We start from the raw sequence: 22799 nt of genomic DNA, 5'->3' as shown, positions 1-22799 counted from the left end.
CTGTGGGGGCGGCGTTACCCGTCGTCTACACCATCTCCATGAAATCCAGCGCCCCCTGCTGACGAATCACCCGGCGGTGGTTGGCCCACAGCTCGGTGATGCGCTCGCGGTTGAGCTGCTGGCGATCGAGCAGCACGCGGGTGTTGAGCTCACCCACCGCGCGGGGGCTGGGCACCTTGCTGAACACGAACTGGTTGCTGATCAGCTCCAGGAAGGGGCCGGCCTTGCTGGTCGGCATGATGAAGATCAGCTGCAGGCCGAGGGTTTCGGTCAGGTAATTGATCACTTCCCGTGAGCGGGTTTCATCCATGTGCATGAAGGCCTCGTCCACAATCACCATGCGCAGGTGGCTGTCGCCTTCATTGAAGCGGAAGGCGCTGGTCACCGCCGCGGCGCGGATGATGTAGGCCGGGGTCTCCAGCTGACCACCGGAGCCGGTGCCGTATTCGCTGAGCCGGATCGGCGCCTTGCCTTCGGGGTGCTTGAGGATGTCGTAACGGCGGTAGCGACGGTAATCGCTGATCCGTTCGAGCTCGCGCAGGGCCTGCTGTTCATCACCGTCGAGCAGCAATCCGAGCAGCTGATCACGCACCGCCGCGCCCTTGCCGGACAGGTGGGCATCGAAGAGGCTGGCACCGTCACCGAGGTTCGGCATCTGCGTGACTTCGCGGAAGAACTCCCAGTATTCCTTGTATTCCGGCACCCAGCTCCACTCGAACTGGAAGCTCTCGCGGTCGGCGCCGAAGCGGTGATGCTGCAGCTCGGTGTTGAGCCCTTCCAGGGTACGACCACCATCGTTGATCGCCTGGTGGATCTCGTGACACAGGTCGGTGATGAAGGTGCTGTTGAAGCTGTCACGCAGCTTGATCAACTGCTCCTGCTTTTCCAGCAGCACGTTGTTGCGCAGCCGATTATGCAGATTGTCCAGTTGCTGGCGCAGGCCACAGACATGCTCGAAGAACGCCAGGCTGTGCACCTCGGCGGCGGTGTCATGGATCAGGTTGTCCGCCGGCTGCGCCTGCTGGTTGTACTCCTTGAGGCCGCGATCAAGCGCGACCGCCAGCTGATAGAGGCTGTCGGTGAGGCTCTTGCTGTCGGCGGCAAAATCGAAATCATCGCCGGTGCGGGTCAGCATCTCGTCGATCTGGGTCAACCGCTGCTGGGGATCAAGGCCGGTGACGCGGGCGGCGGCTTCGAGCAGATACTGCTCGGCCTCTTCACGTTGCTCCTGCAGTGCATCGCCCTGGTCGGACAGCGTACGGATACGCTGGTTGATCTGGGTCAGCTGCACGTTCAAGCCCCCCAGTTCCTTCTGCAGCTCGCTCTGACGGGCTACCAGCTCGGCGTGGCGTTCATTGACCCGGTCCAGCTCCTGCTCCACATCGTGGAAGGCGCTCAGGTCCAGGCTGGCCAGTTGCTGCTCGATGTCCTGCAGCTGCTGGCGCTGTTCCAGCAACTGGCTGGCCTGGCTCAGGTAGTCCAGCGGCTTGATACGTTGCAGCGCCGCGGCCAGATGTTTCAGCTGTTCCACGAACTGACGCAGTGCGTGGCGTTGCAGTTGCAGTTCTTCCAGCTGTTTTTGCTGGGCGCGCAGGTTGCGCTCGCGGGCGGCGACGCCGAACACCAACTGGCTGTCATCGATATCACAGCGGAACATGGAGTAGTTGCCCGAACCCATGCCCTCGCGGGTAATGCCGCGACGAGCCTGGCGCAGGCCCGCAGCATCGTTGACCCGTACCAGCGAGGCGTAGGAGGCGCGCACATAATGCTCGGCCACGCGGTGGCTGAAACGCAATACGTGGACCACCGAGTCCTTGGGCAGGCTGAGGCGCTCGGCGTCCTGACGGGCCTTGTCGCCCTGGATCACCCGGGCGCGGTTGCGATCCCGGGCGCTGAGCTGGCGCACGATGCGGATGGCCTCGGCTTCATGGGCCGGCTCGACCAGAATGCCGAAGCGCGAACCACCGAGATAGCCTTCGATGGACATCTGCCAGTCGGGATCGGTGACTTCCACGTGGTCGCAGAGCACCCGCGGATCGGCTTCCGGGCATTGCTGGCGGATAGCGGCCAGGGCGTCTTCAACATAGATGGGGTAGATCACCCGGCTTTGCTGCAGCGTCTTGATCTGCCGCTCGCTGATGGTGATCTGGCGTTCCAGGTTGGCGAGGGTGCCGGCCCGCTCCTGACTCAGCCGGTCCACCCGTTGCAGCAGGCTGATGCCGTCGGTGCCGGGCTGGGCAAGCAGTGTCGCCAGCCGGTTATGGGTCTGTTGCTGCTGGCGCACATTGTCCAGGCCGTGGTGCAGCGGACTCAGGTCGATCCAGTCGTTGGACAGCAACTGGTGCAGCTCGGCCACCGGTTGCTGCTCGGCAGCCAGTATTTCATCGGCCAGGTTCTTCCAGTTGCGGGTGGTCAGTTCGGGAATTTCCACCCCCACACCGGTGCTCACCAGATGCTGTACGGTACGTACCGCCTCGAGGTTGAGATCACGCTGGTGGGCCTGCTCCAGCAGCGGTGCCACGCCCTGCTGCAGCCGCGTGGTGAGTAGCTGCTGGCGGTTCTCCAGATCATCCTTGCCCTGCAGCGCGGGAATGCCCTGGCGGCGGGCCTCCAGTTGCACCAGGTCGCGGTGGGCCTGCTGGGTGCGCTCATCATTGAGCTGCTGCTCGTCGGTGAGGTCATCGATGCGGGCGCTGATTTCCTGCTGCTTGTCCTTGGCAGCCACGTACTGCTTGCGATTGTGGCTCCAGTTCTGCGCGGCGGCGGCATAATCCAGGCCGACACGCTCCAGCCAGCTGTTCTGATAGTCCTCGGTCAGTTGCCGCGACTGCTCCAGCAGGCCGACGGCGCCGCGCACGCGCGCGGCTTCCTGCTCCATCCCGTGCACGGTACGCAGCAGATCGCGGATGCGTTTGATGGTGTCACCGAATTCGCGGGCTTCAAGCACTTCGCCGGCGACGAACTGGTCGATCGAGCGCACTGGCTTGTAGGCCATGAAGTTGGCGAAGGTGCGGGCAGCATTCTTTGCCTCGCGGATGGACACCGCATCGCCCTTGCCGCGCAGGGCGCCATACAGGCGGGCCAGGTAGGCACTCTTGCGGTCATAGGTTTCCACCCCTTGCTTGCCGAACTGCTTGCGCAGCAGGTTGGGCAATTCGGTGAGCGAAATGACATGGCGGCCGTCGTCGGTGTCCCGTACGAAGTCACTGAGCGCCAGCATTTCACCGGGTACGATCATCAGCAACAGTTCATCCTGACGCGCCTGGCGGCTGCTACCGGCAGTATCCAGATGGGCGCGCACGCCGATCACCGCGGTGAACGGCTCGGCGGTTTCGCCCTGGGTGGGATGGAACACGCCGGCGATGTAACCGTCGGTGGTCCAGGGCCGGGCGAAGGCGCCGTCGTCACAACCCAGAACATAGGAGGCGAGGGTACGTACCTGCTTGCCGCCGCGCCCGCGCTGGGTGGTTTCGTCCTGCCCGGGGTTGTAGTTGAACAGGTTGTCGTGGGCGGCGGTCATCAGTGTCTGCAGAGCATCGGCGGCGGTGGTCTTGCCGGAGCCGTTGCCGCCGGAGAACAGATTGATCGGGCCGTATTCCATTTCCTCGACCGGCAGGTTGCCCCAGTTGGCGGTAATCGAGCGTTTCAGATACATGCTCAGTTGGCTCCTTCGGCAAGGTCAGCGGGTTCGTCGATTGGGTCTTCGTCATCCAGTACCACGCCGCCAGCCAGTTGGCTCAGGGCGGTGTCGGTCACCAGGCTGATGATGCCGGGGCGGATGATCAGCCAGCTTTCGCCATCTTCCATGGAACCGTCGCCAGGGCTGCGCAGCAAGCGCAGCTGGCGCATGCGCCGCAGCAGCGCCTGACGCTCGCTGGCCTGTTCCGGCAAGGGCCGGCCGAGCAGGTTGCGGTGGCTCAGGCTGAGGGCTTCGAGCGAGAGCATTACCTGCCCCAGCTCGTCTACCTGGCCGTCACGCAGGGCCTTGTCGTATTCGGCACGCAGTACCAGCACCAGCGACACTTCCTGCTGGTTGAGGCGTTCGCGCAGGCCGTTGTTGAAGCTGTCTTCGCTGTCGGCCAGGCCGGGTACTTCCGCACCCGGCGGGAAGATGCGGACCATGTTGAAGCGTGATTCATGGAGCAGGCGAATACGCAGGACCCACAGGTAGTCCTCGACCAGCGGCTGCACCTGCAGGAAGCGGTCATAGAGTTCGGCTTCGCGCTTGCTTTCGTCACGGCACAGCACGCCGCGGTCGAGGAGCCGGATCATCAGGTCGGAAAAATCATCGGCGCTGATGCCGTGTTGCTGCAGTTGTTCTTCCAGGGCGTCACGCATGGGTATCTTGTTCCAGTTCGATGATGAAACCGTCACGGCGGTTGAAGTAGGTGTCGCCGGTAACCGGCTGGCCAGTCGGCTCGATCTTTACGCGAAAGCCTGCCGCGGCCTGGTCGGCGCTGCCCAGGGCGATGACATGGCTGACCGCCAGCAGGTCGCTGGCATCGCGGATGGGCAGGTCGCCGCTGTTGATGCGGCGACCATCGCCCAGGGCGCTGCGCAGGTAATCACGCATGCCGCTGGCATTGATATGGAAGGCCCGCTCCAGCAGTTGGCTGACGGCCAGTGAGCGCAGGGTCTGGTCGTCCGGCAGGCCGGGGTCGTCCATCTGGCTTTGCACCGGCTGGCGGTTCTGGCGCTCGCGCAGGCGCACCTGGGCTGGGTCGATCAGTTCCACGCGCAGGCGCGCCATGGCGTCGCCGGCGGCGTTCATGCGTTGTTCGTAGCTGGCCGGGTCGAGGGCGCTGAGTTCGCGGCACAGGCCGACGATGTCGTTGTGCTGCTGGGTCTGCAGGTAGCTCAGTTGGCGGATGAGGATGTCGGCCCGTTTGGTGAAGCTCTGCAGGGTGCGGCGCAGGGCTGGCAGCATGATCTCCGAGGCGTTGCGCAGGCGGTTGTCGATGGTGTCGAGCAGTTGCCAGAGTACCGAGGCGCTGTCGTCGACAATCAGATCCGGGGCCAGGCGGCGCAGTTCCCGTTCGGCGTTGGCTTTCCATTCCCGGGGCTTGTGGCGGATGCGCCGGAGCACGTCGTGAATGCGGTCGCGGTGTTTTTCCACGCTGTCGGCGGACAGGCGAATGGAGACGTCGGGCTGGAAGCGGCGCTCCATGAAGTCGAAGAACTGGTCGCTGGCCTGTTGCACCAGTTGCTGGGCTTCGACTTCGCGCACCAGTTGGCGTTTGCGCTCTTCGAGCTCGGCGATGATGTCGGTGAAGTCGGCGATGATGCGTTCGGAGTATTCGTAGGCGTCGAGCAGGTCGTAGACTTCGCCGCGCTCGGCGAAGGCGGACAGGGCGTTGAGCGTGTTGCGGGTGTTGCGGTGCCGGGTGCGCACGCTATGGCCGACGGCTTCGACCAGCGATTGGGTGAACAGGCGGCCAAGGCGGCTGAAGGGGTAGGTGGACTGGAAGGTGGCCTGGTCTACCTGGCGTTCGAGCCAGCCATGGTCGACCAGGCTGTTGAGGACCCAGCCGGCCTGTTCGCGGTTGTTGCGGAAGCGCCCCTGGTCGTCATCGTCGCCCTCGAGCAGGGGCGCGCGTTCCAGTGCTTCGCTGAAGATATCCAGCACCTGTTCGCGCTTGAGCGACTCGCCGTAGTCGGCGCTGGCGCTGTACAGTCGGTCGTGCAGCAGGCGCAGGCATTCGACGATCTGTTCGCGGTACTTGCTGGTCAGTGGTTTGAAGAACTGCAGGCGCTGGTCGGCGAAGAACATAGGGCGTCCGGAGCTGGTGAGTCAGCCGCGTATTATGCCGCATGCGGCCAGGGATTTGAGCTTTACCTGGTCGGGGATGGGTGGTTTTTGTGGATGGGGTTGTGGTTTGGGGCTGGCTGCAGGTGTTGCCTGGTGTCGCTATACGCTGCGCGCGGCTGGTGGATTGGCGTTGCGGCACGGCTGACTACCCGCCCCGCCCGGACGCGCACCCCGCCATCCATGGCGCTCGTCTACGTCCGTCCCTGGACGCAGACGGTCCGGGCGGGGCGGGTAGTCAGCCATGCCGAATTAGATTGGTGTGTCATGGGGCACTGGGCGCACGGGTGCGCCCAGGAGGGTTAGTGCAGGTCTTTCGTTATTGGGCCGACAACCGCTGGCGGATGGCCTGTTCGATGCCCGCAGCATCCAGGCCACATTCGGCCAGCATGTTGTTGGGCTTGTCATGTTCGACGTAGATATCCGGCAGGCCGAGATTGAGGACCGGAACCTGGATACCTTCGGCCAGCAGCCACTCGTTCACGGCGCTGCCGGCTCCGCCCATGATGGCATTCTCTTCGAGGGTGACCAGCAGGCCGTGACTGTCGGCCAGTTGCTGCAACAGCTCGGTATCCAGCGGTTTGACGAAGCGCATGTTGGCGACGGTGGCGTTCAGCGCCTCGGCGGCGGCCATGGCGTTGGCATGCAGGGTGCCGAAATTGAGAATGGCAACCTTCTGGCCCTGGCGGCTGATTACTCCTTTGCCGATGGGCAATGGCTCCAGCGCCGGGTCGACCGGGACACCCGGTCCGGTGCCGCGGGGATAGCGCACGGCGGCGGGGCCGTTGTGCAGGAAACCGGTGGTGAGCATCTGCCGGGTTTCGTTTTCATCGGCTGGCGCCATGATCAGCATATTGGGGATGCAGCGCAGGTAGCTGAGGTCGAAGCTGCCGGCGTGGGTCGGGCCGTCTTCGCCGACCAGGCCAGCGCGGTCGATGGCGAAGAGTACGTCCAGATCCTGCACGGCGACATCATGGATCAGTTGATCGTAGGCGCGTTGCAGAAAGGTCGAGTAGATCGCTACTACCGGCTTCGCCCCTTCGCAGGCCATGCCGGCGGCGAGGGTAACGGCGTGCTGTTCGGCAATGGCCACATCGAAGTAGCGCCGCGGGAAGCGTTCGCTGAAGGCGATCAGGTCGGAGCCTTCCTTCATGGCCGGCGTGATGCCGACCAGCCGCGCGTCGGCTTCAGCCATGTCGCACAGCCATTGGCCGAAGACATTGGAATACTTCAGCTTGCTCGCGCCGTTGCTGCTGGGCTTGGGTTCGAGCTTGGTGATGGCGTGGTAACCGATGGGATCGGCTTCGGCCGGAGAGAAGCCCTTGCCTTTCCTGGTGACCACATGCAGGAATTGCGGGCCTTTGAGCTGGCGCATGTTGCGCAGCGTGGTGACCAGCGTCGGCAGGTCATGACCATCGATGGGGCCGATATAGTTCCAGCCCAGCTCTTCGAACAAGACGCCCGGGGCAAGCATGGCCTTGGCGGTTTCTTCGGTCTTGCGGGCCAGTTCCCAGGCCGGTGGGATCTTCGACAGCACTTTCTTGCTACCTTCGCGCATATGCGAGTAGGTGCGGCTGGAGAGAATCTTGGCCAGGTAATTGGACAGCCCGCCGACGTTATGGGAGATCGACATGTCATTGTCGTTCAGCACTACCAGCATGTCGGCGTCGACTTCGCCGGCATGGTTGAGTGCTTCGAAGGCCATCCCGGCAGTCATGGCGCCGTCGCCGATGACCGCCACCGTGCGGCGGTCCAGGCCCTGCAGGCGGGAGGCGATGGCCATGCCCAGGCCGGCGCTGATCGAGGTGCTGGAATGACCGACGCCGAAGGTATCGAAGGGGCTTTCGCTGCGCCGGGGGAAGGCGGAGAGGCCGCCTTTCTGCCGCAAGGTGGCCATTTCTTCGCGGCGACCGGTAAGGATCTTGTGCGGATAGGCCTGGTGGCCCACATCCCACAGCAGTCGATCTTCGGGCGTCTGGTAGATGTAATGCAGGGCTACCGTCAGCTCGATGACCCCGAGCCCGGCACCGAAGTGACCACCGGTCTGGCCGACTGTCCACAGCAGAAACAGGCGCAACTCATCCGCCAGTTCCGGCAGCTGCGCTTCGTCGAGTTCGCGCAGCTTGTCGATGGTGTCAAGGCTGTCCAATAGCGGAGTGCTCGGACGGTCGCGGGGTATGTCGTGGAAAGTGCTAGGCATCAAACAAGGCTCTGATTGCCGCAGAGGTGCAGCAGGAAACAAGCGCGCAGTTTAACCGATGAGGGTCGATAGCCCAACTCCGGCGGCACTGAGCGATGGGAACGGGTGCTCAGAACTGGCGTTCCACAATGTAACGGGCGACCTGGCGCAGGCGCTCGGCATTGCTGCCGAAGGGCTCCAGCGTGCTGATCGCCTGGTCACACAGGGAGCGGGCCAGGGCATGGGCGCCGTCGAGCCCGAGCATGGCCGGGTAGGTCGGTTTGTCCCGGGCGCTGTCTGCGCCCTGTTGCTTGCCCGAGATGCTGGTGTCGATCTCGACATCGATGATGTCGTCCTGCACCTGGAAGGCCAGACCGATGCAACGGGCATACTGGTCAAGGGTCGCCAGCTGGGCTTCATCGGCGCGCTCGGACGCCAGTGCGCCGAGCTGGACGCTGGCGCGGATCAGCGCGCCGGTCTTGTGCTGATGCATGTCTTCCAGCGCATTCTGATCCAGTTGCGTGCCTACGGCGGCCAGGTCGATGGCCTGGCCGCCGACCATGCCCTGGGGGCCGGCTGCGCGGGCCAGCAGGCTGGTCATACGCAGCCGGGTGTCGGCCTGCCAGCTGCCCTCACGGCTGATCCATTCGAAAGCCAGGGCCTGCAGCGCGTCGCCGGCGAGAATCGCAGTGGCTTCATCGAAGGCGCGGTGACAGGTCGGCCGGCCGCGGCGCAGGTCGTCGTCGTCCATTGCCGGCAGATCGTCATGGATCAGCGAATAGGCGTGGATCAGCTCTACCGCGCCGGCAACCACATCCACCGCCACTGCGGTGGTTCCGAAGGCTTCGCAACTGGCGTAGGTCAGAATTGGCCGCACGCGCTTGCCGCCACCGGTGACGCTGTAGCGCATGGCGGCGTAGAGCCGGTCGAGACCCGGATGGTTATTGTCGAACTGTTGTTCGAGATAGCCGTCGATGCGCTGCTGACAGGTCTTGAGATAGTCTTCAAAACGCGTCATTGCGCATCCTCGGCAAAGGGCGCGGTGGTCAGTTGACCGTCCTGTTCCAGCAGTTGGGAAACCTTCTGCTCGGCCTGGGTCAGGGCCTGCTGGCATTCGCGGGTCAGGGCTACGCCCTGTTCGAAGGCGCTGAGCGATTCTTCCAGGCTGAGGTCGCCGCTCTCCAGCCGTTCAACCAGGGTTTGCAAGGCGCCCAGCGATTGCTCGAAATCGACAGCAGTTTTTTTTCGGGCCATGGGCAGCTACCTCGGTTGCGATGGTGATGGGAAAACCGCTGAACATTACCCAAGCCGGCGGGTGCGGTCAATTGCAGCTCGGCAGTGGCTCAGAGATCGCCCCACAGTTGCTGGACGATGCTCAGCGCTACCACGGGAGCGGTTTCGGTACGCAGTACCCGCGGACCGAAGCGCGTGGCGTGGAAGCCGGTGGTTTCGGCCTGGCTGATTTCCGTGGCGCTGAGCCCGCCTTCCGGGCCGATGAGCAAGCCCAGGGTCCGGGGTGGCGTCAGGCTGGTCAGGCTCTGGCTGGTGCGGTGATGCAGTACCAGTTTCAGCTCGGTATCCAATGTTGCGAGCCAGTCTGCTAGCGCCATGGGTGGATTGACGGTGGGCACCACGCTGCGCCCGCACTGCTCGCAGGCGCTGATCGCGACCTGCTGCCAGTGCTGCTGGCGCTTGTCCGCCCGCTCGCCTTGCAGCCGCACCTCGCAGCGTTCGGTGAACAGCGGGGTGATCTGCGCGACGCCCAGCTCGACGGCTTTCTGAATTGCCCAGTCCATGCGCTCGCCACGGGACATGGCCTGGCCCAGATGCACCTGCAGCGGCGATTCGGGCAGGCCGTCCAGTGGTGCAGCCAGGCTGATGCGCACCTGGCGTTTGCCGGCTTCCAGCACTGTGCCGGGCCATTCCTGGCCACTGCCGTTGAAGATCTGCACCGGCGCACCGGGGCCGAGGCGCAGAACCCGGCTGATGTAGTGAGCCAGGTCGCCCTCCAGCAATTGTTCGCCCTGGCTCAGCGGTGCGTCCAGATAGAAGCGGGAAACGCGCACGGTCAGTTCCTGGTGGCCAGTTCGATACCTTCCCAGGCGACGCTGGCCAGGTGGTCGATCTGGTCGGGAGTGATGACATAGGGCGGCATGAAATACACCACGCTGCCCAGTGGGCGCAGCAGGGATTCGTGCTTGAGCCCATGCTCGTAGACGCGGATGCCGCGGCGTTCCTGCCAGGGGTAGGGCGTGCGATTGGCCTTGTCCTGCACCATCTCGATGGCCAGCACCATGCCGGTCTGGCGCACCTCGGCCACATGGGGGTGATCGGCGAAATGCGCGGTAGCCTTGGCCATATGGGCGGCCAGGATCTTGTTGTTTTCGATCACGTTGTCCCGCTCGAACAGGTCGAGGGTAGCCAGTGCCGCGGCGCAGGCCAGCGGATTGCCGGTATAGCTGTGCGAGTGCAGGAAGGCGCGCATGGTTTCGTAGTCGTCGTAGAACGCTTCGTAGATCTTGTCGGTGGTCAGGCAGACCGACATGGGCAGGTAGCCGCCAGTCAGTGCCTTGGACAGACACAGAAAATCCGGGCTGATATCGGCCTGTTCACAGGCGAACATGCTGCCGGTGCGGCCGAAGCCCACGGCGATCTCGTCATGGATCAGGTGCACGCCATAGCGATCGCAGGCTTCGCGCAATAGCTTGAGGTAGACCGGGTGATACATGCGCATGCCGCCGGCGCACTGGATCAGCGGTTCGATGATGACCGCAGCAACCTGCTCATGGTTATCTGCCAGGGTGCGTTCCATGTGCTCGAACATGAGCCGGCTGTGCTCTTCCCAGGTGCTGCCCGGCTCGCGGTCGTAGCAGTCCGGTGAGGGCACGGTGATGACGTCCATCAGCAACGGTTCATAGGTTTCCTTGTACAGCGCTACATCGCCCACCGCCAGCGCCGCGAGGGTTTCGCCGTGGTAACTGTTGGACAGGGTGATGAAGCGCTTCTTCTCCGGCTTGCCGGTGTTGAGCCAGTAGTGGAAGCTCATCTTCAACGCCACCTCGATGCACGACGAACCGTTGTCGGCATAGAAGCAACGGGTCAGCGGCGCCGGGGTGATGGCCACCAGGCGCTCGGACAACTCGATGACCGGGGGATGGGAGAAGCCGGCCAGGATGACGTGCTCCAGGGTATCGAGCTGCTGCTTGATGCGCTGATTGATGTAGGGATTGGCGTGGCCGAAGGCATTGACCCACCAGGAGCTCACGGCATCCAGATAGCGGTTGCCGTCGAAATCGTACAACCACACGCCTTCGCCCCGCTGAACCGGGATGATGGGCATGTGCTCGTGGTCTTTCATCTGGGTGCAGGGATGCCAGAGTACTGAAATGTCCCGCTGCATCCATTCGTTGTTCAAGCTCATGATGGCCTCGCCGGATGGGAAATATCCGGCGATTGTACCTCAGGCACTGGCTCTTCTGCAGGCGCTGCTAGCGGGTACCGTACACCACCATGGTCTTGCCCTTGACGCTGATCAGCCCCTGCTCTTCGAGGATCTTCAGCACGCGCCCGACCATTTCCCGCGAACAACCGACAATGCGGCCGATCTCCTGGCGGGTAATTCTGATCTGCATGCCGTCGGGGTGGGTCATGGCATCGGGTTGCTTGCACAGGTCCAGCAGGGTAGCGGCCACGCGGCCAGTCACGTCGAGAAAAGCCAGATTGCCTACCTTGGCGGTGGTCCGCCGTAGGCGATCAGCCATCTGCCGCCCAACCGCATAGAGCAGTTCCGGGTCTTGGGCGGAAATGGCGCGGAATTCGGCATAGGGCAGCTCAGCGACTTCGCATTCGGTTCGGGCCTTGACCCAGGCGCTGCGATCCTGTTCAGCACGCTCTTCATCGAACAATCCCATCTCGCCAAAGAAGTCGCCCTGGTTGAGATAGGCGAGGATCATGTCGCGCCCCGGGGCGTCCTGCAGCAGGATGGTGACCGAGCCCTTGACGATATAAAAGAGGCTGTCGGACACGTCGCCGGCGTGAATGATGGTGCTGCGCGGGGCGAAATGGCGACGGGTACAATGTTCGAGAAACGCATCGAAGTTTTTTGTTTTGGCTATCAGCGATCGAGCATCCATTGTTGTCATCCTGTCAGATATGATCGAGCAGACCATGGCGAACATGGGCGTCCTTGCAGCCTCGAGTCGAGACCAAATCGGATTATGTCCAGTTTTGATTGCAATGGCCAGCCGTAGCGTCAGCTTTTAGGTGCTGTGCTATTCTCCGCCGCCAGCAGATCAAAACCATTGCGGCGGGAGAGCCAGATGAAAGCACATATCAAGTGGGTCGACGGTGCCATGTTTCTCGGTGAGTCAGGCAGCGGTCACACGGTTGTCATGGACGGGCCGGCGGAATCGGGTGGGCGCAACATGGGGGTGCGGCCCATGGAAACGCTGTTGATCGGTCTGGGTGGCTGTGCCAGTTACGACGTGGTGAGCATTCTGAAGAAAGGCCGCCAGGATATTCGCGATGTTCATACCTTGTTGGAAGCGGAGCGTGCCGACAGCGAGCCCAAGGTCTTCACCCGCATCCATGTGCATTTTGTAGTGACCGGCAAGCAGTTGAAGGAAGCGCAGGTCAAGCGGGCCGTTGAACTGTCGGCAGAGAAGTACTGCTCGGCCTCGATCATGCTCGGCCGTGCCGGTGTGGAGATCACCCACGATTACGAGATTATCGAAGTAGAGTGAGGTGGCGGCCCATCGGGTCGGACCGCCCCTGGTTCAGACTCGATAGGTGGCAGCAGTCATCACCTTGGACATCAGCTTCATGACGCCCTTGACCGGCCGCGGGAACACCACGCCGCCGGCCTGCAGGGCCTGGCTGCCATGTTCTATCTCATCCTCGCGCATCTGTTCGAGAATCGCCCGTGACTTGAGGTCATCCTCTGGCAGCTGGCGCAGATGGTCATCCAGATGCCGCTCCACCAACTGCTCGGTGGCGGCAACGAAGCCCAGGCTGATGCGGTCACTGATCTTGCCAGCGGCCGCGCCAATCCCGAAGGACAGACCATAGAACAGCGGATTGAGCAGGCTGGTGCGGCTGTCCAGTTCACGCAGGCGCTGCTCGCACCAGGCCAGATGATCCACTTCCTCGGCAGCGGCATGCTCCATCTTGCCGCGCACTTCGGGCAGCTTGGCGGTCAATGCCTGGCCTTGGTACAGCGCCTGGGCGCAGACTTCGCCGGTATGGTTGATGCGCATCAGTCCGGCGATATGCCGCCGCTGCTGCTCGGTCACCGCATCGGTGCGCAGGTGTTGCGCAGGCGAAGGGCGGGCAGCCAGGGCGGCGCCGGGCACCAGGGTGCGCATGGCCTGATCGGACTGGTTCAACAGGCGATCAAGCAGGCTGTATTGACGTGTACTCATGATTTGTCTCCTGAACAACCCGCAGTATAGCGGCTGAGGCCGCCGCTGACGTTGTTGCAGATCAACCCGGAGGCCAACCCATCTGCCGCTGCCCCAGCACATGCAGGTGAATGTGGTAGACCGTCTGGCTGCCCATTTCCTTGCAATTGAACACGGTGCGGAAGCCTCCCTCGCAGCCCAGCTCCAGGGCCAGCCGCTGAGCGACATAGGTCATGTGGCCAACCAGTTCGCAATCATCCTCTGTCATGTCATTGAGAGTAGCGATATGCTTTTTCGGGATCACCAGAAAATGCACCGGCGCCTGGGGGTTGATGTCATGGAAGGCCAGTACGCGGTCATCCTCGAAGATTTTCTTTGACGGGATCTTGCCTTCGGCAATTTTGCAGAACAAACAATCCACGGCATGCTCCTGGTTGGACTGGAAATACCGCCAGTGTAACCAACCGCCGGCAGAATGTAACAGCGAGGGATGCGCAATGAAGAATGATATCCATGATCTGGGACTGGTACTGGACTCCCGGGTGCGGCTGGTGGTCATCCAATCCTGGGAAGAGCTGCGTGTGCTCGAAGCCATCGGCACGCTGGCGGTGAAACGGGGGCTGACCTGGTATACCTGGAATCAGGTCGAAGGACTGCGGCGGCTGGGGTTCGGTAGTGCGTTGGAGGAGGCCGATGATCTGACCGATCCGGAGGTGGCCCTGGAGCACATCCGCCAGCAGCGCGAGCCGGCGTTGTATGTGTTCTGCGACCTGCATCCTTTTCTGCAGTCATCCCGGCTGATCCGCCTGCTCAAGATGATCGCCATGGATCCGGCGGATGCCGCGCCGACGCTACTGCTGGTCAGCCACGAGTTGACCCTGGCACCGGAGCTGCGGCGATTGGCGGCGCACATCAGCCTGAGCATGCCCTCGGATGAGCAGCTGGCGGCCATCATCCGCGACGAGGCCGCGCGCTGGACCGAGCGCAACCAGGGCCGCCGGGTGCGCACCGACAACCGCACATTGCAGCAGGTGGTACGCAATCTCCGTGGGGTGACTCTTGGCGAGGCCAGGTTGCTGGCGCGCAAACTGATCGTGGACGACGGTGCCATTACCCAGGAGGATCTGCCGGTTCTTAATCGCGCCAAGTTCAGCCTGCTGGACATGCAGGGGGTGCTGAGCTTCGAGCAGGACACCGCCCGGTTTGCCGACGTCGGCGGTCTGGCCCAGTTCAAACGCTGGCTGGGCGACCGGCAAGCGGCCTTCCAGCAGCCGCAAGCCAATGGCGATAGCCCCAAGGGTGTTTTGCTGGCTGGGGTGCAGGGCTCGGGCAAGAGCCTGGCTGCGCGAGCGGTAGCCGGGCTGTGGGGGTTGCCGCTGCTGCGGCTGGACTTCGGCGCGCTGTACAACAAGTACATCGGCGAAACCGAGAAGAACCTGCGGGATGCGCTGGCGATGGCCGATGCCATGGAGCCGTGCGTGCTCTGGATCGATGAGATCGAAAAGGGGCTGGGTGAAGACAGCGCTGATCAGGGCGTCTCGCGGCGAATCCTCGGCACTCTGCTGACCTGGATGGCCGAGCGCCGGAGCCGGGTATTTCTGGTGGCCACCGCCAATAACGTCATGCAGTTGCCGCCGGAACTGATCCGCAAGGGCAGGCTGGATGAATTGTTCTTTGTCGATCTGCCCGACGCCCGGGTGCGCGAGGATATCTTCCGGATCCACCTGGGGAGCCGCGAATTGGTCGTCGAGCGGTTCGATCTGCCGCTGTTGGCCGAGGCCAGCGCCGGTTTTGCCGGCGCGGAGATCGAACAAGCGGTGGTTTCCGCAGTCTATTGCGCCGCGGCCCGTCAGGAGGAAGTCGAGAATGCACACCTGCTCGATGCGCTGAACGAAACCTCGCCGCTGTCGGTGGTCATGGCCGAACGCATCCAGGCGCTGCGCGACTGGGCCCGGGACCGGGCGGTGATGGCCGACTGATCAGAACGGCTTGAGCACCACCAGCAATACGGCGCCGACCAACACCAGTACCGGTGCCTCGTTGAACCAGCGGTAGAACACATGGGAGCGGCTGTTATTGTCGCTGGCGAAGCGCTTGAGCTGCGCGCCGCAGATGAAATGGTAGATGATCAGCAAGGCTACCAGCGTCAGCTTGGCATGCAGCCAGCCCTGTTGCAGCCACTGCGGCGCGAGGACCAGCATCCAGACACCGAGCCCGACAGCGATCACCATCGAGGGTGTCATGATGCCGCGGTACAGCTTGCGCTCCATGATCTTGAAGCGATCACGGCTGGTCTGATCTTCGCTCATGGCGTGGTAGACGAACAGGCGCGGCAGGTAGAACAGGCCGGCGAACCAGGTGACAACGGCCATGATATGAAAGGCTTTGATCCACAGATACACGGGTGACTCCTCAAATCGGCAATAGCGAGGCGGGGTTGTGCTGGTAATTTCCCTCAGCGCTTTTATCATAGGGGGCTTGTGGCCATGTTAATCGATTCGAGGCGTAAGATGATCAAGATAGGCATTGTGGGAGGGACCGGGTATACCGGTGTCGAATTGCTGCGGTTGCTGGCAACGCACCCGGAGGCGCATGTCGAAATCATCACGTCCCGATCAGAAGAAGGCGTGCGGGTAGCGGATATGTATCCCAACCTGCGTGGCCACTATGATGATCTGGCTTTCAGTGTCCCGGATACCGCTGCCCTCGGCCGCTGCGACGTGGTGTTCTTCGCAACACCGCACGGCGTCGCTCATGCGCTCGCTGCCGAGCTGCTGGCCACCGGCACCCGCATCATCGACCTGTCCGCGGACTTCCGGCTGCGTGATGCCGATGTCTGGGCCAAGTGGTATGGCCAGCCCCATGGCGCGCCGGAACTGCTCGGCGAGGCGGTGTACGGGCTGCCGGAAGTCAATCGCGAGGCCATCCGCGGTGCCCGGCTGATCGCGGTGCCCGGTTGTTATCCGACCTCGGTGCAGCTGGGGCTTATCCCGCTGCTCGAAGCAGGGCTGGCGCGTACCGACAACCTGATTGCCGACTGCAAATCCGGCGTCAGCGGCGCGGGCCGGGGTGCCAAGGTGTCCTCCCTGTTCGGTGAAACGACCGAAAGCATGAAGGCCTACGGCGTCGCGGGCCATCGTCATCTGCCGGAAATCAGTCAGGGGTTGCAGCGCGCGGCTGGCGCAGAGGTTGGTCTGACCTTCGTGCCGCACCTGACACCGATGATCCGCGGCATTCACTCCACGCTGTATGCCCAGGTGCCGGATCACAGTGTCGACCTGCAAAAACTGTTCGCCGAGCGCTACGCCAACGAGCCCTTCGTTGATGTGATGCCCGCCGGCAGCCATCCGGAAACCCGCAGCGTCCGTGGCGCCAATGTCTGTCGCCTGGCTGTGCATCGGCCCCAGGGCGGTGACTTGGTGGTGGTGCTGTCGGTGATCGATAACCTGGTCAAGGGAGCTTCCGGTCAGGCCATCCAGAACATGAATATCGCCCTGGGGCTGGATGAACGCATGGGGCTGGCGCATCCGGCGCTCATGCCCTGATGGATAGTGACCAGACAAACCGACCCGCGGACGAGCCCAGTCTCAGTCTGCTCCCCGCCGCTCCGGCATCGGGCCCGCGCCGCTGGCTGATCTGGGGCCTGCTGGCCGGCTTGCCGTTGTGCGGCTGGCTGGGCTGGACCGCAGCAATGCATTCTGCGGGGATGCAGGATTACCAGCGCTTGCGCGATGAGCGCAGTGGCATACAGGCCGAACTTGAAGAAACACGCCACCGTCATCAGCAGCTTGAGGTAGATCTGCTGGTGGCACGCCAATCGGCCGAGGATGGCCAGGAAACCATCGCAGACCTGGAGCAGCAGTTGTTCAAGCTGCAACAGGACCTGGTGCAATATCAGGGTGCCCTGGTCCCGAACGCCACCACACCTGGCGTTCGGTTTCAGGCATTCGAGGTGCAGCGCACCGAGGTGCCGGGGGTGTTCCGCTACAAGATCATGGTCAGTCGCGTCGGCAACGAGAGCGATACTGTGCAGGCGGAGCTGAGTATTGCGATCGACGGTTTGCTGAATGACAAACAGACCCGGGTATCACTCACCGAGCTGACCGGTGGCAAGACCAGCAGCTTGACGTTGAACTTTCGTTATTTTCAGGTAGTGCCGGAAAACGGCAACGAGGCCGAATTGATGTTGCCGGTGGGCTTTGTGCCGCAAACCGTGCATCTGCGGGCCGAGCAGGATGGCAAGCTATTGCTTGAACAGACAATGGAATGGACAGAAACGGGAGTGGGATCCTGATGTTGAAATTCGATAAGCGCAAGAAAGCGAGCATCAATCAGCCCGCGGGCAAGACCACCTTTGTCGCGGGTGACACGGAGTTACGTGGCAATCTGCGGTTTAGTGGGGCGGTAAAGATCGAGGGGCGGGTCATTGGCAACATCGACGCGGATGACGGTGTCGTCAACGTCGGCAAGGAAGGCTATGTCGAGGGCATCATCAAGGCGCCGAGTGTGCTGATCAACGGGGTGGTGGTTGGTGATGTGCATGCTTTCGAGCACCTGCAGCTGGATACCGAGGCGCGGATCGATGGTGATCTTTATTACCGGTTCATGGAAATGGTGTCCGGTGCGCAGATCAACGGCCAGTTGCATTACCTTGGCGAAGGGCATGGCGCCGGGGCCGATAGCGGGTTGCCGTCGCGCGAATTCAAGAGTAGTTGACCAAAAGAGTCGGATAAACGGATAATAGCCGGCTTGTTGTGCTGCGGCACCGCCGCCGGAGGTTGTATGTCTAGTGCTGAAGTGTTCACCCCTGCCGCGATGCAGTTTTCCGATAGCGCTGTAGCGAAGGTACGCGCGCTGATCGATGAAGAAGGCAATGAAAGCCTGAGCCTGCGCGTATTCGTGACTGGCGGAGGCTGCTCCGGTTTCCAATACGGCTTCACCTTCGATGATGAATTAGCTGAAGACGACACCGTGATCGAGCGTGGTGGTGTCCGGCTGGTGGTCGACCCTATGAGTTTCCAGTATCTGGCGGGCTCGGAAGTGGACTATCAGGAAGGGCTGGAAGGTTCCCGTTTCGTCATCAACAACCCTAACGCAGCCACCACCTGTGGTTGCGGTTCGTCCTTTTCCATCTGATCGGCCTGCGGTCCTGCTGCTGCGTCAGACCGCCCAGGTGATTGAGTCGGCGCTGCCGACTCAGGCCGGATAAATCGCCCCCAGAATACGTTCGCCGCGGGCGCCGGTGACTGCCGGCAGGTTGCCGCTCTGGCGGGTCTGGCAGCGCCAGGCCAGCCAGGCGAAAGCGATCGCTTCCATCCAGTCCGGATCTACTCCCAGAGACGCTGTGCTGTGCACCGGCCTGGGCGCGAGCAACTGCTGCAGGCGCTCCATCAATGCGCCGTTGCGCACGCCGCCACCGCAGATATAGATCTCTCGGGCCTGCGGCTGGCAACTGTCGAGGGCGTCGACAATGGTTCGGGCTGTCAATTCAAGCAAGGTAGCCTGTACGTCAGCGGGATTGTCCTGGCGACTATGCAGCTGGTGCGCCAGCCACGCCGGGTGAAAGTATTCCCGACCGGTGCTCTTCGGTGCGCTGCGCGCGAAATACGGGTCTGCCAGCATGGCTGCCAGCAATTCGGGGATCACTTGGCCACCGCGCGCCCAGGCACCGTCGGCGTCGAAGAATTTGCCGGTGTGCTGATGGATCCAGTGATCCAGTAGTACGTTGCCGGGACCACTATCGAAGCCGCTGACGCATGCGCCATCCAGCAGGGTCACGTTGGCAAAACCGCCGATATTCACTACCGCCCGGGTCTGCGGAGCTGCCAGCAGCCAGGCATGGAAAGCTGGTACCAGTGGGGCGCCTTCGCCGCCGGCTGCCAGGTCGCGGTTGCGAAAATCACAGATTACGTCGATCCCGCTGAACTCTGCCAGCAACGCGGGTGCGCCGATCTGCACGCTGAAACCGGATTCGGGATGGTGGCGAATGGTCTGGCCGTGGCTGCCAATGGCCGATACCTGATCCGGATGGACACTCTGCTGCTGCAGTAGCTCATCGACGCCCTGAGCTGCCAATCGAGCCCACTGCTGACCGGCAACGCCGGCACGGTGAATTTCATCCGCTCCGGGTTGGCAGAGTGCGAGCAGATCGTGACGTAATGCGGGGGGGAAGGGCACGCACGTAGCGCCAAGCAGTGTGGCGCGCGGTGCGGAAGGGGAGAATGAGGTCAGGGCGATGTCGATACCATCCAGGCTGGTGCCTGACATGATACCGACATACAAATGCTTCACTCAGTCGTCCAGCTGGGCCAGCTGCGTGGCGCCCTGCTGATCCAGGCTGCCCATCATCTGCTCGCTCAGCGCCATGAACTTGGTGCGCTCGCTCTTGGCAATGGGGTCCGAAGCTGGCAGCTTGACGCTGAGCGGATCCACATGGCGACCGTTGACCTGGAACTCATAATGCAGGTGCGGGCCGGTGGCCAGTCCGGTCGCGCCGACATAACCGATAACCTGGCCTTGGGCGACGTTGCTGCCTGTGCGAATGCCGTTGGCGTATCGGCTCATGTGTGCATAAAGAGTCTGATAGGTCTGGCCGTGCTTGATAACCACTGTGTTGCCATAGCCGCCCTTGCGCCCGACGTGTACTACGCGGCCATCGCCGGTTGCCTTGATCGGAGTGCCGGTGGCTGCAGCATAATCCACGCCTTTGTGGGCGCGAATCTTGTTCAGTACCGGGTGTCGGCGGCCGGGATTGAAGCGCGAGCTGATGCGGGCGAACTCAACCGGCGTACGGATGAAGGCCTTGCGCATGCTGGTGCCATCGGCGCGATAGTAACTGCTGTTGCCGCCGCTGTCGGTATAGCGCACGGCAGTAAAGGTGCGGCCGCGGTTGGTGAAGCGGGCTGCGAGGATGCTGCCGGTGCCAACGCGCTGACCATCGACGTGCTTTTCTTCAAACAGCACTTCAAAATTATCACCCTGACGAATTTCGCGGGCGAAATCCACGTCATAGCCGAAGATGTTCGCCATCTGCATGGTCAGATTGTGAGACAGGCCGGCATTTTGGGCGGCAACGAACAGCGAGCTGTCAATGCTGCCATTGGCGAAGCGGGTGCTGATTTCGGGCTCGAGGACGTCCTTGGTGAACGCGTAACTATCGCCATCCCGGTCAATCTGGATGGTCTCGAGTTTGTTGAGCTGGGAGCGCATGCCGAGCAGTTCGCCATTGTCGCCCAGCTTGAACTCCACTTGCTGTCCTGCGCGCAGGCGGGAGAACGCCTTGGCGTCCTTGCTGCTGTTGAGTACCGCATGCAGCGTATTGGCCGACAACCCGACACCCTGGAACAGGGTCGACAGGGTGTCGCCGGAGGCAACGGTCACGCTGGTCCACTCGGGCGTGACGGCCTGTTGCTCGTCAACCTGCTCTGTCAAAGGCTGCAGGCTGATGCCAGCTTGTACAATTTCAGGGGAAGCGGCAGTGTTCAGCGACTCGGAGGTGCTGGTCAGTTGCAGAGGCGAGCTGATTGTGACTGTTTCGCTGATCAGTGCATCCAACTCTTCAGAGAGCGCGGGTTTCGAGTTGTCCAGCTGCATGTCCTGCAGCTCGAGTTGGACCAGGGTTTTCTTGGCTTCGACTTCGGTTGTGGGGATGACGAGCAGGAAAATGCTCAGCGCGGCGGCGATACCACTGGCAGCCATCAAGTGGCTTTTCGGGTAGCGCGGTGACTTTGACTTGTGATGACCCATAAGCGCTCTTCTGGTTGATTCTGTGAAATGTGAAGTAACTTGCTAAATTATAACCGAAAGTGCCTTTAGGCAAGTATTTGCGTGCCCGCCCGTCAGGTTTTCGACGTCACTTTTCTGCTTGTGCTATGTACTGACCCTGCTCGCAGGCCGCGGGCGTGTTTGATCTTGATCATCAATGTTGTATCGTTGACCCCCTTTCTCCTTTGACCTTAATCAATCTTCACCAAACAGGAATCATGCATGAAACCGGTTGACGAGCAGTTGGCGCTGATCAAGCGCGGGGCGGACGAAATATTGGTAGAAGCCGAGCTGCGGGCCAAGCTGGAACGCGGAATTCCGCTGCGCATCAAGGCCGGTTTTGATCCGACCGCACCCGATCTGCACCTCGGTCACACCGTGCTTATCAACAAGTTGCGCCAGTTCCAGGAGCTGGGCCACCAAGTGCTGTTCCTGATTGGCGACTTCACCGGCATGATTGGCGATCCCAGTGGCAAGAACAGCACGCGCCCGCCGTTGACCCGTGAGCAGGTGCTGGCCAATGCCGAAACCTATAAAGAGCAGGTTTTCAAGATTCTTGATCCGCAGCTCACCCAGGTGGTGTTCAATTCCGAGTGGATGGATAAGTTCTCCGCCGCAGAAATGATTCAGCTGGCCGGCAAGTACACCGTGGCGCGGATGCTGGAGCGGGATGATTTTGACAAGCGTTATAAAGGTGGTCAGTCGATCGCCGTCCATGAGTTCCTCTATCCGTTGATCCAGGGTTACGACTCCGTCGCCATGCGTGCCGACATCGAGCTCGGTGGCACTGATCAGAAGTTCAACCTGCTGATGGGGCGTGAATTGCAGCGCCAGTATGGGCAGGAGCCGCAGATCACGCTGACCATGCCGCTGCTTGTGGGGCTGGATGGCGAGATGAAGATGTCCAAGTCGCTCGGCAACTATGTGGGTATCAATGACCAGCCGGGCGTCATGTACAACAAAATCGTCTCCATGCCGGATTCGCTCATGTGGCGCTACTTCGAGTTGCTTAGCTTCCGCAGCATGCAAGAGATCGATGGCCTGCGTGCCGATGTCGAGGCTGGAGCCAACCCGCGAGACATCAAGATAAAGCTGGCAGAAGAGCTGGTGGCGCGCTTCCATGGCGAAGAGGCAGCAGCCAGTGCTCATCGTTCTGCAGGAAACCGTCTGAAGGAGGGTGAGCTGCCTGAAGATCTGCCTGAGGTGATACTAGAGGCGGAGGCGGGCTTGCCCATATCGGCAGTACTCAACCGGGCCGGTATGGCCAAGAACGCGGCGGCTGCGCGGGACCTTCTTGGGGCTGGCTCGGTGAAGGTGGATGGTGAGGTCGTTGACCGGGATTTCGTGTTCCAGGTGGGGTCGGTGCATGTGTGTCAGGCGGGCAAGAAGAAATTTGCCCGAATCACCGTAAAAACCCCTTGACGGTTTTTCTGAGGGGCCTATAATGCGCCCCTCGCAAGTCGCTGGGCTTTTCCAAAAGCCCAGGCCAATCAATAAGTTAGCGATAACTTTAGGGTTGACAGGCAAGCGAAACGGCGTAGAATGCGCCGCTCACTGAAGAGGCCGGCAGCATCGCTTTTTCAGGGTGAGAAAGGATTTTCAGGAAGGCGTTGACACGGGGTATGACTCCTGTAGAATGCGCCTCCCTGGC

General features: G+C 62.0%; 21 protein-coding genes. 7 read left to right on the top strand and 14 right to left on the bottom strand.

Annotated elements, in window-relative coordinates; translation table 11 throughout:
- Positions 1-25 precede the first annotated feature (25 nt).
- The 9 genes from DHB74_RS15600 to crp all read right to left on the bottom strand — a co-directional run bounded on the left by DHB74_RS15600 (position 26) and on the right by crp (position 12118).
- A complete protein-coding gene (locus DHB74_RS15600; RefSeq protein ID WP_499161945.1) occupies positions 26-3655 on the bottom strand; it encodes an ATP-binding protein in 3630 nt (1209 codons plus the stop codon).
- A gap of 2 nt (positions 3656-3657) precedes the next feature.
- Complete coding sequence (locus tag DHB74_RS15595; RefSeq protein WP_074781266.1) at positions 3658-4338, bottom strand: DUF4194 domain-containing protein; 681 nt, start codon at positions 4336-4338, stop codon at positions 3658-3660.
- Positions 4331-5770, bottom strand: a complete 1440-nt coding sequence (locus tag DHB74_RS15590; RefSeq protein ID WP_074781265.1) for a Wadjet anti-phage system protein JetA family protein — start codon at positions 5768-5770, stop codon at positions 4331-4333. The genes DHB74_RS15595 and DHB74_RS15590 overlap by 8 nt, the downstream gene beginning before the upstream one ends.
- 355 nt (positions 5771-6125) lie before the next feature.
- Positions 6126-8006, bottom strand: coding sequence for a 1-deoxy-D-xylulose-5-phosphate synthase (dxs, locus tag DHB74_RS15585; RefSeq protein WP_499161942.1), 1881 nt, complete (start codon positions 8004-8006; stop codon positions 6126-6128).
- A gap of 109 nt (positions 8007-8115) precedes the next feature.
- On the bottom strand, positions 8116-9003 hold the full coding sequence (locus tag DHB74_RS15580; protein ID WP_074781263.1) for a polyprenyl synthetase family protein: 888 nt from the start codon (positions 9001-9003) through the stop codon (positions 8116-8118).
- On the bottom strand, positions 9000-9239 hold the full coding sequence (locus DHB74_RS15575; RefSeq protein ID WP_036993613.1) for an exodeoxyribonuclease VII small subunit: 240 nt from the start codon (positions 9237-9239) through the stop codon (positions 9000-9002). The genes DHB74_RS15580 and DHB74_RS15575 overlap by 4 nt, the downstream gene beginning before the upstream one ends.
- 89 nt (positions 9240-9328) lie before the next feature.
- Positions 9329-10051 carry a 16S rRNA (uracil(1498)-N(3))-methyltransferase gene (locus DHB74_RS15570; protein WP_499161940.1) on the bottom strand — a complete coding sequence of 241 codons (723 nt, stop codon included), beginning with the start codon at positions 10049-10051 and terminating at the stop codon, positions 9329-9331.
- A 2-nt stretch (positions 10052-10053) separates the two neighbouring features.
- Positions 10054-11406 carry an adenosylmethionine--8-amino-7-oxononanoate transaminase gene (locus DHB74_RS15565; RefSeq protein ID WP_280165098.1) on the bottom strand — a complete coding sequence of 451 codons (1353 nt, stop codon included), beginning with the start codon at positions 11404-11406 and terminating at the stop codon, positions 10054-10056.
- A 67-nt stretch (positions 11407-11473) separates the two neighbouring features.
- Positions 11474-12118, bottom strand: coding sequence for a cAMP-activated global transcriptional regulator CRP (gene crp, locus DHB74_RS15560; protein WP_036993611.1), 645 nt, complete (start codon positions 12116-12118; stop codon positions 11474-11476).
- Between the two features lie 186 nt (positions 12119-12304).
- On the opposite strand from crp, the gene DHB74_RS15555 reads away from it, so the two are divergent.
- Complete coding sequence (locus DHB74_RS15555) at positions 12305-12727, top strand: OsmC family protein (protein ID WP_136869984.1); 423 nt, start codon at positions 12305-12307, stop codon at positions 12725-12727.
- A 33-nt stretch (positions 12728-12760) separates the two neighbouring features.
- Here the strand turns inward: DHB74_RS15555 and coq7 are convergent, their stop codons facing one another.
- Complete coding sequence (gene coq7, locus DHB74_RS15550; RefSeq protein WP_499161937.1) at positions 12761-13405, bottom strand: 2-polyprenyl-3-methyl-6-methoxy-1,4-benzoquinone monooxygenase; 645 nt, start codon at positions 13403-13405, stop codon at positions 12761-12763.
- A gap of 61 nt (positions 13406-13466) precedes the next feature.
- Positions 13467-13805 (bottom strand): histidine triad nucleotide-binding protein, encoded by a 339-nt coding sequence (locus DHB74_RS15545; RefSeq protein ID WP_036993609.1) that lies wholly within the window; start codon positions 13803-13805, stop codon positions 13467-13469.
- Positions 13806-13881: 76 nt separating this feature from the next.
- On the opposite strand from DHB74_RS15545, the gene DHB74_RS15540 reads away from it, so the two are divergent.
- Complete coding sequence (locus DHB74_RS15540; RefSeq protein ID WP_036993607.1) at positions 13882-15363, top strand: AAA family ATPase; 1482 nt, start codon at positions 13882-13884, stop codon at positions 15361-15363.
- Here the strand turns inward: DHB74_RS15540 and hemJ are convergent, their stop codons facing one another.
- Complete coding sequence (hemJ, locus tag DHB74_RS15535; protein ID WP_074781259.1) at positions 15364-15786, bottom strand: protoporphyrinogen oxidase HemJ; 423 nt, start codon at positions 15784-15786, stop codon at positions 15364-15366. It lies immediately after the preceding gene.
- A gap of 108 nt (positions 15787-15894) precedes the next feature.
- Here hemJ and argC point away from each other — a divergent pair, with 108 nt between their 5' ends.
- From argC to erpA, 4 genes are all read left to right on the top strand, one after another.
- Positions 15895-16929, top strand: coding sequence for an N-acetyl-gamma-glutamyl-phosphate reductase (gene argC / locus DHB74_RS15530; protein WP_036993605.1), 1035 nt, complete (start codon positions 15895-15897; stop codon positions 16927-16929).
- A complete protein-coding gene (locus DHB74_RS15525) occupies positions 16929-17678 on the top strand; it encodes a DUF6776 family protein (RefSeq protein ID WP_499161933.1) in 750 nt (249 codons plus the stop codon). The genes argC and DHB74_RS15525 overlap by 1 nt, the downstream gene beginning before the upstream one ends.
- The gene (locus DHB74_RS15520; protein WP_051611493.1) at positions 17678-18100 is read left to right on the top strand and encodes a bactofilin family protein; all 423 of its coding nucleotides are present in this window, start codon (positions 17678-17680) and stop codon (positions 18098-18100) included. Before DHB74_RS15525 ends, DHB74_RS15520 begins: the two co-directional genes overlap by 1 nt.
- 66 nt (positions 18101-18166) lie before the next feature.
- Positions 18167-18520: an iron-sulfur cluster insertion protein ErpA gene (gene erpA, locus DHB74_RS15515; protein WP_074781256.1), complete on the top strand. Its 354-nt coding sequence runs from the start codon at positions 18167-18169 to the stop codon at positions 18518-18520.
- Between the two features lie 60 nt (positions 18521-18580).
- Here the strand turns inward: erpA and DHB74_RS15510 are convergent, their stop codons facing one another.
- Together DHB74_RS15510 and DHB74_RS15505 are read right to left on the bottom strand one after the other, a co-directional pair.
- Positions 18581-19675 (bottom strand): anhydro-N-acetylmuramic acid kinase, encoded by a 1095-nt coding sequence (locus DHB74_RS15510; RefSeq protein ID WP_499161931.1) that lies wholly within the window; start codon positions 19673-19675, stop codon positions 18581-18583.
- Positions 19676-21130: a peptidoglycan DD-metalloendopeptidase family protein gene (locus DHB74_RS15505; RefSeq protein WP_499161929.1), complete on the bottom strand. Its 1455-nt coding sequence runs from the start codon at positions 21128-21130 to the stop codon at positions 19676-19678.
- A 240-nt stretch (positions 21131-21370) separates the two neighbouring features.
- Here DHB74_RS15505 and tyrS point away from each other — a divergent pair, with 240 nt between their 5' ends.
- The gene (gene tyrS, locus DHB74_RS15500; protein ID WP_074781254.1) at positions 21371-22570 is read left to right on the top strand and encodes a tyrosine--tRNA ligase; all 1200 of its coding nucleotides are present in this window, start codon (positions 21371-21373) and stop codon (positions 22568-22570) included.
- Positions 22571-22799 lie beyond the last annotated feature (229 nt).

The sequence above is a fragment of the Pseudomonas sp. G11-1 genome (assembly GCF_024031555.1).
GTDB lineage: Bacteria > Pseudomonadota > Gammaproteobacteria > Pseudomonadales > Pseudomonadaceae > Halopseudomonas > Halopseudomonas bauzanensis.
Note: the sequence above shows the minus strand (reverse complement) of the source record. Positions and strands in the feature narration are given on the sequence as shown.